The 13,412-nt window shown below is 37.7% G+C and carries 7 protein-coding genes; 2 read left to right on the top strand and 5 right to left on the bottom strand.

All coding sequences use genetic code 11. The features are described from left to right. Nucleotides 1–13: 13 nt before the first annotated feature. The 5 genes from FW778_RS16880 to FW778_RS16860 form a co-directional block, all read right to left on the bottom strand. Entirely contained in the window at nucleotides 14–3,235 is a 3,222-nt protein-coding gene (locus tag FW778_RS16880; RefSeq protein ID WP_150415994.1) for a SusC/RagA family TonB-linked outer membrane protein, read from the bottom strand. Nucleotides 3,236–4,600: 1,365 nt separating this feature from the next. Beyond that, nucleotides 4,601–6,535, bottom strand: coding sequence for a right-handed parallel beta-helix repeat-containing protein (locus FW778_RS16875; RefSeq protein ID WP_150415993.1), 1,935 nt, complete (start codon nucleotides 6,533–6,535; stop codon nucleotides 4,601–4,603). Nucleotides 6,536–6,709: 174 nt separating this feature from the next. Further along, a complete protein-coding gene (galB, locus tag FW778_RS16870) occupies nucleotides 6,710–9,268 on the bottom strand; it encodes a beta-galactosidase GalB (protein WP_150415992.1) in 2,559 nt (852 codons plus the stop codon). Between the two features lie 343 nt (nucleotides 9,269–9,611). Continuing rightward, nucleotides 9,612–10,004, bottom strand: a complete 393-nt coding sequence (locus FW778_RS16865) for an aldo/keto reductase (RefSeq protein WP_150415991.1) — start codon at nucleotides 10,002–10,004, stop codon at nucleotides 9,612–9,614. 110 nt (nucleotides 10,005–10,114) lie between these two features. Beyond that, nucleotides 10,115–11,044 (bottom strand): AraC family transcriptional regulator, encoded by a 930-nt coding sequence (locus FW778_RS16860; RefSeq protein ID WP_150415990.1) that lies wholly within the window; start codon nucleotides 11,042–11,044, stop codon nucleotides 10,115–10,117. Nucleotides 11,045–11,227: 183 nt separating this feature from the next. On the opposite strand from FW778_RS16860, the gene FW778_RS16855 reads away from it, so the two are divergent. Further along, nucleotides 11,228–12,061 (top strand): SDR family NAD(P)-dependent oxidoreductase, encoded by an 834-nt coding sequence (locus tag FW778_RS16855; RefSeq protein ID WP_150415989.1) that lies wholly within the window; start codon nucleotides 11,228–11,230, stop codon nucleotides 12,059–12,061. Nucleotides 12,062–12,073: 12 nt separating this feature from the next. Continuing rightward, entirely contained in the window at nucleotides 12,074–13,405 is a 1,332-nt protein-coding gene (locus FW778_RS16850; protein WP_150415988.1) for an alpha-L-fucosidase, read from the top strand. Nucleotides 13,406–13,412: the final 7 nt, after the last annotated feature.

The raw sequence follows: 13,412 nt of genomic DNA, 5'->3' as shown, positions 1-13,412 counted from the left end.
GTCATTTTAAAAATTAAAATTGTACATCAATACCAAAAGTGAATTTCTTAGAAAGAGGGTATAATCCTCCGGTATAGTTTCCTACTTGATCCACCGCTTCCGGGTCGGGCAAACCGCTTTTGGTCAGTGTAAGGACATTATCCATTACAGCATATATTCGTGCTCCTTTAAGTTTCATTTTATTCATTAATGTATTTGGCAACTGGTAACCTAAAACAATACTCTTAACTTTAAAATAACTTCCGTCTTCAGTACCAATATCACTTATAGGGGTAAATTGACCAACAGTTCCCAAATAGGGATTTAGCATTGGGTAATCTGCTTTATAATTTGGGTCAGCTTTTGCTTTTGAAGGTAACCAATAATTCCATTTACTTACATCAATCATTCTGTTATTAGCAAACCGCTGGCTATAAATCAAACCTCCCGCGCTTAGGTCGTACACCTGATCCATCTTGAAAGAATTGTAAATAGCTCTTTTCCAGGTAAAAACGCTTAATATGCTTAATGAAAAATTCTTATAAGTAAAATCATTTGCCCAACCACCCGTAAATCTAGGATTAGGGTCTCCAGAAGGAAGACGATCACCCTTCCAAATATCATCATTATTAAGAACACTTTGATAAAGTGGCCATCCCACTAACACAGGGCTCCATCCTGTATGATAAGTTTTTACCTGTCCTGTATATTTGTCAAATGGTATTTCACTTGGATTATTTATAACACCCAGATAATGCATTTGATAAAACTCATAAATGGGTTGTCCAACCGAGTAAATCCTCGCCAGTGGTCCGCTCTCATCTATAAAAGTTCTATTGTTGTTAGGAAGTTTTGCAATTACATTTATATTATGCGAAACTGTAATTTGCATATTCCATTGTAAAGGACTTTTTCTTGATAAATTTTTAGTGCTGAGCGTAATATCCTGGCCTTTATTAACTATCCAAAGGTCCTTTGCGTTGAAATTTATCCTTCCAAAACCTGTATAAAACGGTAAAGTAAAATTATAATAATCGTCTTTAGACAGCTTTTCATAAAAATCTACACTAAGGCTAATTCTACTATTGAACAACTGAGCGTCTATACCAATATTTTTTTGAGATGTTGTAGCCCATGTTAGGTTATTCTTTGTTAATCCATTAGTATAACTAGGTTGGATAGCAACTACTCCATTATAGTTGCCAGGAATTTGGTAAGAATTATAAGGTGCATATAAATCTGAAGATTGCGATCCTGAAAGACCATAACTAGCCCGCAATTTCAAGTAGGGTACTATATTTGTAATCTTCTTCATAAAGTTTTCTTCGGCAATATTCCATCCCAAACCTACCGCAGGGAAAGTACCCCATTTTGACTTGTCGCCAAAACGCGATGATGCGTCCGTTCTGTACGACGCATACAGGAGATACTTGCTATCAAGATCATACTGAAATTGACCTACAAAAGAAAGTAACCCATCAGCACTGTAATTGGAGTATCCTCCCAAATCAGATTGAGGTACTCCACTCACAACCTGTATATTATTGGAAGGAATATTGGACCCCCATACTGAATTTGTATTAGAAACATCTGAAGTAAATTGCTGAGAACCTGTCAATACAAAATTGTGAGTATGATTTCCTGCAATAATTTTTTTATTAAAATTCAATGTATTAGACAAAAAGTAGGTTGAATAAGTTCCTTTGTCAGATTCTGCATAAGAGGGTTGAACATTTCCCAATTGTAACTGAAGTCCATCAATATTAGATGGCTGGAAATAGTCTCTATTAGAACTGGAGGTATTAACAGCACCCTGAAAAGTATATTTTAAAGAGGGTAAAATAGAATAATCTGTTGTCAGCGACGCGCTAATATAATCATTGATATTTTTATTCCTTAATTTATTATACAATCCATTGAAATTTAACGAATCAAAAGAGTTTAATCTAAAGAAAGAGGAAGGTTGACTTGCGGCACCTATGGGTATATTATCATCACTATTATTATATTTTCTACCTCTTTTTCTATCATTTCTTGAAAATGCTACAATCAACTGACTTTTTAATTTTGGGCTAATCGTAAAATTAAAATTACCCCTCATACTATACCGGGTAATTCCAAATGCCTTAATAATTCCCTGCTCATTATAATAATTCATACTTACACGGTAATTAACACCTTTATTCGCAGCAGATATAGTAGCATCTACATTATCTATCTTTCCTTGTTGGTAAAATAATCCCTGCCAATCAGTAGCATTATTAAAATAAGGGTTGAACCTATCTGTTAAAACCTGAGGCAAATCCTGCACCTGGACAAATCCTGCGACTCCTGGCTGCATATACCCCCGATATTGGTCAAGGAGATTCATCTTCTGTGCCCTTTCAGCGGCTCCTGTTTGGGTAACCAACAACTTAGGTTCTTGTGTAATTCCATGATAAACATTTACCCTAAATTCTGGTGTACTTGACAGCCCTTTTTTAGTTGTTATATAAATCACTCCATTTGCGCCTCTTGAACCCCAGGCTGCAGTTGCTGCAGCATCTTTTTGAACATCAACACTCGCAATATCATTAATATTAATTCCGGCCAAATAATTAGTCCCTGTAGCATCAATACTATTTGCAATATCGTCAGGATTAGTAGGGACCCCGTCAATTACATATAATGGTCCACTTAGTGCATGTGCCTGAGCTACATTTTGATCATTGATATTAGTTGACATCTTGCTATTCCCGCGAACAACAATAGTTGGCGCAACTCCAGGCTCTCCTGAGACCATCTGCACATTTAGCCCCGCAACACGCCCCTGCAATAGCTGATCAACACTGACGGCTGGTAAATTTTCTATTTGTTTAGATAAAACTGTTGAAACAGCAGAAGTGGTTGTTCTTTTTGTTTGCGATTGAACACCTAAAATCACTACATCATCTAAGGAAGTAGAAGATTTATTCAACAAAATTAAAACACTGGTTTCTTTTCCCCCTACTGTAACTAATTTCTCATGGTAATTAACAAATGAAATAACAAGTGTAATTTTCTCATTTGGAACTGTAATATCAAATTTACCACGTTTGTCAGTGACCGCATTTGCGTTTTTATGGTTTTTTATAGAAACTGTTGCGCCATCCAAAGGTAAATTAGTGGCTTCATCCTCAACAATTCCACTTAATTTTCGTTGCCCGTTTGCCACAAAAGAAAATAACAGAAAAGAAACAATTACAATTGTAAATTGAAGAAAATTTAATTTTGTCATAGCATTCTTAGTTTAGTTGTGTCAAAACTCGCGCAAATTTTTTGAGGGGGGTAGTTTTAAATTAACAAATTGTTAATAGTAATTACCCTATATTTCTTTTTCCGATATTGAATTTTAACCTAATTAACTAAACTAAGTTCAGTGAACAAAAACGTAACACTAAAACTGGCTAAATCATTAACGTTGAACCAACTTGTAAAGATGAATAATTGTAAATGTGAATAAAAAACTGCTTTTTGCTGGAAAGCCAAGGATTGTTTTAGTCTTGTTCCTTCATTTAAATTATCATGGCTCAGGTGCTCTATAAAACTTAATCCTTCCGTCCTAACTTTATGAACCTTCGAGTCAAACCCGATAGCTATCGGGTCTCAGGTTTTATTTCTTTACCTCTTATTATGGCTCTTACATTCGGTGTGTTGTAACGATACAATTCTTTGTCTTATACTGAAAAAAAACTTTACACCCTGCATCGTCAACATTTAATCTGACAAGTTGGATTTTTTACAGCATACGTCTTAAAATATTATCTGTTTCAAAAAAAGTGGTGAGTGCGCCGAATGTACCCCTCATAATTTGAACTGATTTTCTGTTAAGCCCAAAATGAAGTTCATCGTCTTTTTCAGCGTTCACTAAATTGGTAATATACCATAATCGAATAGTAAATTTTGCGCTACCCTCGGTTCTTGCCTGAACCTTTAATTGAATGCCCCGTATAACTAATTGCAAATACCATCAAAAATTGTAACATCTACAGTACTATCTTTTTTCCTTGCCGATTTCTCCAAATTTGGCAGTTGCTTTAAAGAATTGAGAAATTGTTTTTTTCTACCGTAAAGGTTGCAGTTTTATCCACTTATCAAGTTTGGTCCTCTCCATATATTAAGTTCTCTTGCATCTGTTGGACATTTACTAATAAACCAAGGGGATGAATGAATTAATTGTATAAGTATCAGATAACCTTCAACAGTTCCTAAATCTCGTATATGCTTATTTAACATGCTACCGATCTTTCTTCTCAATTGTGACGTAGAGATGGTACAAAAGACATCTGGGCGAATTATTGTTAGTAAACGACTCCACACTTTCATTTAAGGACCTAAAGTCACTAGGTCTTTCAAATATTTATTAAGTGTTCTATAATTCAATGGGGTTGGCATTTTTGAAATGGCATTTATACACCTGACAATAGTTTTATGTTCCTGAGAAGTTCCATTTGCCAACATTCCATTAGATCCATACTTCCCTGTATCCCTTTTAAAAAATTATTAACCGGAACCTGGCCTCACAATCTTAAATTTCCTAAAAGTATTAATGCTAAAATTATTACTGTTGATTTTTTATATTCCATTTTTAATCATTCAATTTTTACCAAACTTCAATTTTTTGTTTCCCTGTACCCATGATTTCAAAAGGGCCCGGCGAAGGATTTGCAACGTTCCGTTTTTTCCCCAGGTAATCCTTATCAATCCAGAGCGCAGAACCATCCACATTCTGAAACGGAAGGTCTGGAACTATTGCTTTGAAAAGCGTTTCGGTGGTTACCAGTTTATGTTTCTGTGCTAACCACTTTTCATCAAAGGCTATATCGAGATACATTCCCTTACCTTGCTGCAATAAATTAACCGACCCATCAAAACCATTATCTACCAATGCATTCATTTCGGTAGCAATATGTTCTTTATATTCCTTCATTTGCTTCTCTGCGTTTTTGTTCATTTCACCAAATCTATCCTGCCCACTATTTTTTATGGCTCTCACCGCCCCTTTGGTATAAACATTGCCATCAAAAACAACTGGTAGCAAAGCATTGCTATACTGGCTGGCATCTCCTCCATTTACAAACAAATTGTTTATAAATTGAATGTTCCCACTGGGATTATCGTGAAGTGCTACAACATAAGTGGAATGTGGCTTCATATATGGCGTTAACCGTGCATCGTAGTGTATTACGTCTATCTTGCCTCCAAACAAATTGTGCACAAAAGCAGCCCCACTTGAGTTCATTAAAAGATTGGTTTTCGATAATAAAATATTATTACTTATCAGCATTGGTCCATGATCTACTTCCAAAAAGATATCTGTAGCATTGTCATTCATTAAATTGTTTTTTATCTGTGCTCCCTGAGCCATCCAGTCGAGCCATATTCCGGCAACGCCTCCTACGTGATAAATATGATTGTGTTTAATTTGTACATCTATAGCACCGTGAAATTTAATACCTGCCATTTCTGCTCCGGTGAATAGACGATGCACATATATATCGTGAATGGTGTTGCCTTCTATAGTACTGAAAGAGCAGCCCATGCTACCCACAATACCAGTTTGTTCGCAATAAGCAATCGTGTTGTTGCGAACTATATGTCCGCCGATAGTGCCTTTGTTCCAGCCAAAAGCCAATGCTCTTTCGATGGTTCCTACATATCCTTTTGCCGATTCTGTATTTTTGTTGTCATAATAATCGCCATATTTGCCCAAAGAAATACCTGAACATTTTGAGTATTCAATTGTATTATTCTCAATAATCCAACCACGACTCCAATGTGTACCAATCAATCCCGGCTGCTCTGCAGTAGGTGGCGCCCAATTGGTAGCGGCCTGCTCCATTGTAAAGCCGCGAACGGTAATGAAATTAATAAATGGTTTGTCGGGATAAAAAACTGTTGGGCGAACATTGATTTCTACTAATTCTTTATTGGGATCTGCGTTTTTAAATTGTGCCCAAATGGTTGTAATAGTCGAATCAACCTCTGCCCACCAGAGCAGATTTTTTTTATCGGCAGATGCCATGACCTCCTCCTTTTTTGCCGCTTCCGTCAGCCAGTCGCCTTTTAGATAAACAGCTCCGCGATGGTATTTCCGGTCCTTTGGTGTAGGAGTGAACCAATCGCCATGAATCAATTCTTTATACGGATTAAAATCCCCAAAAAATGTATTTGGAATCGTTACTTTCCAGGTATCATTTTCCAATTTTTTCCATCCCTTTATAATTTCCGAGCCTTTTATCACTACCTTCTCGCCTTTCGCAGCCTGATAAGTAATTCTTTCAGAGTTGGAATTCCCACCCCTGGGCGGTGTAATTTGCTCCCGGTAGTATCCTGTGTGAACAGTTATTACATCGCCCGGCATGGCCACATTTGCTGCTGCAGAAATAGTTCTAAATGGTTGGGATAAGGAGCCTCTATTGTGGTCATCACCTTTTACCGAAACATGGTATTCAATGTGGTGTAAGGTATAAGGGTTTTGTTGTGCTGAAACAACCACACTGTTTAAAACAAACGCGACGACCAAAAGTTTTTTCATATTTTGTTGTCTATATCCTATTAATAATTCAGTAGGATGTTTAATAGTTGGAATGTTATCTATCAAGACTTTTATAATCGTCAGTTATTAAGTGGGGCAAATGCGTGAAAACGGAAAAAAAATAATGGTCGCATATTATTTTGCTTAAAATGGACTCTTTTGCATCAATTGTGATTATTCCTCTTTCTCGCCTGATCGCACAGGTATTACAACTTGTCCGCTGTTAAGCAGTTTGGCATTGGCCGTCACAATTATATTTCCACTCATTCCCTTATTTGCTTTTACAACAATCAAAGCCATTCCATTAAAGGCGTGTTTTTGCTTGCTTTGAAACGATTCAAAACTCGTTGCATCGCCGTTATCAGTTGCTATAATTTCACCCGGGCCCTCTATTTCGAATTGCAGGAGTGGATTTGAACGAGGTACGGTTAATCCTTCCTTGTCCTGTACGAATACTGTAATAAAGGCAAGATCGCGTCCATCATTACTTATTTCCTTGCGGTTACATGTCAACGTTAGCTTTGCTGCTTCTCCGGTTGTTTTAACAACGTCTGTCGCCCATTGCTTACAATTCTTGTAAGCAATCACTTTCAATTCACCTGGTGTATAGACCACACTATCCCAAACCAATCTAAAATCCCGGCCTTCTTTTTTTGATCTGCGACCAAGACTTTTCCCATTTAAAAATAATTCAGCTTCGTTACCAGATGTATAAACATTAACGGGCACGATTGAATCTATTCGTTCCTTCCAGTTCCAATGAGGAAGGATATGCGCCATGGGAAAATTGGGGCGCCAGTGAGCCTGATAAAGATAGTACCTGTCTTTGGGGAAACCAGCAAGGTCTATAATACCGAAATAACTACTCCGTGAAGGCGGGTTATTCTTTCTCATTTCTTCCAGTTTCTCTTTAAGCTCCTGCTGTTTGGAGGGATCCGTGCGGAAATTTAGCAAATTGGTTTCATCAGATCCATAGGGAGTAGGTTCTCCCAAATAGTCGAAACCCGTCCAAACAAATTCACCCAGCAAATTTGGTAAACGCGCATTGGTTCTGAATTGCTCGTCTGGTGAACATCCCCATCCCGGTTTAGCAACGTCGTACGAAGTAACCTGCCAATTTTGATATTCCTTGCCAAAGAAATATTCTCCCCTTGAACTTACACAACTTGAAGTTTCACTTCCGATAGTGGGCATATTTGCGTAGCGGGAATCTTTATCCCAACTGGGTTGTTGCCCGAAGAAATAATTTACGCCCATTACATCCAAAGCCATTGCAGCTCCCACCTCTCGTCCACCATCAGGATCGTTGTAACCGTTGGAAACAGGCCGGGTGGAATCTTCCCGTTTCACGATATCCGCCAAATGTTTTGTAAGCGCAACATTGCGTTGATCCATCACCTCATTCCCAATGCTCCAAATAAAAACAGAAGGGTGGTTCCTGTCCCGATGAATCATAGCAACTAAATCCTTCTCATGCCAATCTTTAAATAATTTGTTGTAATCATTTTTCTTCTTTCCTTTTTCCCAGGTATCAAATGCTTCATCCCATACGAGAAATCCCATCTCGTCTGCCAATTCCAGTAATTCCGGTGCGGGTGGATTGTGTGAAGTACGCAGCGCATTACAGCCCATATCTTTCAACAATTGTAACTGCCTGCGCAAAGCGCTTGCATTAATAGCTGTTCCTAAAGAACCGAGATCATGGTGATTGCAAGTTCCTTTTATATCAACTCTTTTACCATTCAGCAAAAAGCCATTGTATGCGGTAAACTTTAAACTGCGTACACCAAATGTACTATAGTAAGTATCAGCAATTTTTCCGTTTATTAAAATCTGTGTTTGGGCAAAATATCGATTCGGATTTTCAATATCCCAACACTTAGGATTGGCGATAGTAGCATTAGTTTGGACAATACTATTTTCTCCGGCTTTAATATTTACAACTGCATCTTTGGTAGTGGCAACTTGTCTTTTTAGCGTATTGCCTATCCCCGCCTGAAAAATCCGTGTTCTTAAAATAGTCTTTACAGGTTTATTACTTTGGTTAGAAACCGTTACGGCGATGTTCACAGTTGCTGATTGGGGATTGATTTTAGGTGTGGTTACATAAGTACCCCAATGATCTACATGTACTGCATTAGTTTTTACAAGCCATACGTGCCTGTAAATACCTGCCCCGGGATACCACCGTGAATCCCAATTTTCTGTATCAAGTCTTACTGCCAGTATATTTTCTTTCCCGAATTGCAGGTAAGGAGTAAGATCCATTCGGAAAGAGGCGTAACCATAAGGCCAGGTGCCTATAAATTTTCCATTAAGCCATAGTTGTGCATAAGCCATGGCGCCGTCAAAATCAACAAAAATTCTTTTATTTTGATCTGCTACGGGAACGACAAAATGCTTTCTGTACCAGCCAATTCCTTTCCAGGGTAACTTGCCTGTTTCACCTGCCAGTTCAATTCTAAAAGGCCCTGTGATAGCCCAATCATGGGGGAGATCTATGCGTTGCCAATTTTTATCGTTGTAGCCGGGCTGTTCGATTACATTCTGAGGTTCTTCACGCCTGGAACCATCTGCCTGCAAACCATAGCGACTAAAAAGCCATCCTTCATCAAAAGACCGTACGTCCGCATTACCAAGCCGGGTAAAGTGGGTTTGCGACAAACTAAAATTGTAACAACCAATTATCAATAATGTCAATTGAAGAAAACAAATAGGCAGCCTGATTTTCATTTTTTTAAGAGTTCATTAATTTATATTAATACGAACTGTATTTCGTTTCTAACAACACCTCATATTTGTCATCTTCTTAAGTCACTACTAAGAGACTTTTTTTAAGTTTTTCATGTGCGACCTTTTAAGATGACTTACCCCCAATTGCAACGCTGTTTAATCCCATTAATGAAATGACAAAAGAACCAGAACCAGTCTTTTGGCTAGTTTAGCTCCATTTGCTATATCTTTTATCTGAACTAGATAGCCAACAACCTGATTTACAATTTCTTTTTTAAAATCACAGATTTTCCTAATCGTCTGAAGCTAATACCTGATAAAATTTCCAGGTATTTGCGCTTATCTACTCCAGTTGAAAATATTTAGACGAATCTGTTAATTCATTTTTTATTTTGTTGGAAAACACATTATGGTCCGATTGAAAATTTTGAATACCAAAAGTGCAAGGAAGATAATTGCTGAAACTGGTATGACGAACGTCTTTTCCTTCAATACCCCATTTGTCTGTAGCGGGGTTATAAATATTACTATTTCCTCCCACATTATTCACGCTCGGCTTTTGCCCTTCCCTTTGATTCAAAGCAATGCCTACAAAAGACTCGGCGTCCCTATAAGCTAGTGCGGTATCTATACAAGTAATACCATTCTCTAATGCCATCAAAATTGATTTAATAGATTCTTTACGGTCAATTTCCCCCCTACCTCCACCTAACCCGGTAGTAAAGTATAAAAGTATTTTCTTTCAGGCTAAGTAACTATTGCAATCTTGACTTATTTTGATGTTTTCTTATCAGTAAATAAACTTTTATTGAAGATTTTCTTTTTGCTGTTCAGCAATAAAAGAAATCAATCTTTTTTTCTGAATTTGATAGCCGGTTGCAGCGACGCTTTTTTTTCGATCATCGCCTGCCGGTATGCTTTTGGCGATTTTCCATTTATTTTTTTAAAAAGTCGTGAAAAATAAAATGAATCATCGTAACCAATCTTTTCCGCAATCAGATTGATTTTAAAATCAGTCTGGCTTAGCAACTGGCAGGCATAATGAATTTTTAATTTAATAAAATAATCAATAGGAGACAATCCGATCTTGCTTCTAAACAAGCTTGAATAATGTGAACCTGAAAGACTCAGATGTTTTGCAAAATCATTTACTGAGAATATTTTATCAATATTAGCTCTCATATATGCTATGGATTCTCCAATCGGATCACGTTGCAAATTGGCTGCAATAAAATCGGGTTGGCAAAGAAAGAAAGTCAGAAATCTATAGAGACAAAGATTTGCAAAAGCAAGATTATTATCAGAATATCCTGAAGCAAGTGCATTATATATTTCGAACCATTGCTCAATAATTTTTTTATTGTAATCAATATCTGTAGGCTGCTCGTAGTCTTCAGTCTTCATCCAATGATTCAGTTGTTTCACCTTGTGCCCGCTGAAATGTATCCAGTATATACTCCACGGATTATGCAGGTCTGCCTGGTAGATATGAAATTTGCCTGGTGGCAAAATCATAAATTGATTTGCATTTAATGTGTAGCTCTTAGCGACTGTTTGGTAGTGGCCCCTTCCTTCCACACAATAGATCAGTATATTATCAGGACAACCATATTGCCGTTCGCGATAATGAAACTTTGCTTTCGGAAAATAACCAATATGGGTTATAAATAGGCTGTCAACAAATTGTTGTTTACTCAACCTGTTGATAACCACCCCCCGCGGAATATTGATTTGTTTTTCTCCAAAAAATCCGTCCTTTATTTTCTTCTCAGCCATTTTCTTCTGTTTAAAAAATCTTTCTATTGCTTAAAGCAAGATAACAATAACCTGAATAAAAATCATTATGAAAATCATCGGATAGTCCATAGTTATAATTGCATATTCTATGGTTTAAGAGACAGGAGGCACGTACTTTTATAAAATCTTATCAGGCCTGTTTTATCAAAAGTTTATTTCATTGTGGAATTATTAAAAGACAAAATAATTTTTCTTACCGGTGGCTCCGAAGGCATCGGTTACGAATGTGCGAAAGCTTATGCAGCCGAAGGCGCTAAGGTAGTAATTGCCGCATTAGACGAAATCCGAATAAATGAAGTGATAAATGAATTAGGTCAAAATCACTTGGGTATTCATTGTGATGTTTCGGTAGGTTCTGCCGTAAAATCGGCTATTGAAAAAACATTAGAGGTTTACGGAAAGATAGATGCCATCCACAACAACGCTGGCATTGCTACACCATCAAAACCGTTGCATCAAACTACAGATGAAGAATGGAATAATTTAATGAATGTAAATCTGAGGGGCGTATATCATACCATAAAATATGGATTTGAATCATTGCAAAGTTCACAGGGATGTATCTTAAATACCAGCAGCCTCGTTGGAGAAATAGGTCAGGAAATGCATGCTGCTTATACTGCAACGAAAGGTGGCATTAATGCCCTAACCAAATCTATGGCATTGGATTACGCAAAATATAAAATAAGAGTAAATGCAGTAAGCCCCGCAGGCGTGTGGACACACACTTTAAGAAAATGGAACGCGGAGCAGCTGGGTGATGTAAATATGGAAGCCTACCTCAATGGCATACATCCTTTGGGATATTGCCCCAATGGAGATGTGGTGGCGGATGTGTGTGTTTTTCTACTTTCTGATAAAGCCCGTTTTATCACAGGCTGTATTATGCCCGTAAGTGGCGGCGCCGAGTTGGGTTATAGAAATGTAAATAGTGAATATCATTCCGGCGGAGATAAAACTATAAATAGGAATCATGGAATTCCATCTGATAAATAAAAATAAGAAAACATGAAAAAACTTTGTTTACTGTTCATTAGCTTTTTCTTTTTGCCTGCACTGCTCCCGGCCCAGTCAACACCGGAAGTAGCTGCCAATATTAAAACCAATAAAAAAATTATGGACGGCTTTATGGACTTGCGTTTTGGTATGTTCATTCACTGGGGGCCGGTAACGCTTAGAGGCACAGAAATAGGCTGGTCAAGAGGAAACGAGGTGCCTGTGGAAGAATATGATAATCTATATAAAGAATTTGACCCGGTTTTATTTGATGCGGATAAATGGGTAAAAACCGCGAAAGATGCCGGCATGAAATACCTGACCATCACTGCTAAACATCACGATGGCTTTTGCCTTTGGCCAACTGCCTTTACCGAACATAACATCATGCACTCTCAATACAAAAAAGATATTGTAGGTGAATTGGCCAAAGCATGTAAAAAACAAGGCATTAGATTTTGTATTTATTTTACGGTGCTTGATTGGTACGATCCCAATTATCCCAATCATTTGCCCGGCCAGAAAGAAATTGACCCCAAGGCCGATATGAATAAATTTGTAAATACCACTATGAAGGGTGAATTAAAAGAGTTGATAACCCGCTATCATCCTTACATGCTTTGGTTTGATGGCGATTGGGAAAAACCCTGGACGCAGGAATATGCTGTGGAGATGTATAACTATTTAAAAAGTTTGGATCCGGACGTCATTATCAATAACAGGTTAGGCAAAGGTGATCATACAGAAATGACTTCAACATCTGTGGGCGATTATGCTACGCCCGAACAAAAGATTGGCGCATTAAATATGAAAGATCCCTGGGAAACCTGCATGACTATTTGCCAGCAGTGGTCATGGAAACCGAATGATACAATGAAATCGCTGAAAGAGTGTATTCAGACATTAGCCAAGACTTCCGGCGGCAATGGGAATCTTTTATTTAATGTAGGCCCTATGCTCGACGGTCGCATGGAAGAAAGGCAGATACTGCGATTGAAAGAAATGGGCGATTGGTTAAAAATTTATGGAGAAAGTATTTATAATGCAAAAGGTGGCCCTTATACACCTAATGATACATTCGGTACCACACGAATAGGCAACAAGATGTTTATACATGTATTCTCTGACAAATTAAGGTCGTTGCGATTGCCCAGATTGACCGGCGTAAAATTTCTTCAGGCACATTTTATCGGAGGCGCTAAAGTTTCTTACACACAGGAAGCTAATGGCGATGTTCTTATCAGTCTGCCGGCGCAGCTTCCCGATGAAAATGATTCTGTGATTGAATTTGATTTGAATAGCAATGCTGAAAATATTCCGGTGATTACGATGAATAAGAATTGATGTCATG

The organism is Ginsengibacter hankyongi (assembly GCF_008710285.1).
In the GTDB taxonomy this organism is placed as follows: Bacteria; Bacteroidota; Bacteroidia; order Chitinophagales; family Chitinophagaceae; genus Ginsengibacter; species Ginsengibacter hankyongi.
Note: the sequence above shows the minus strand (reverse complement) of the source record. Positions and strands in the feature narration are given on the sequence as shown.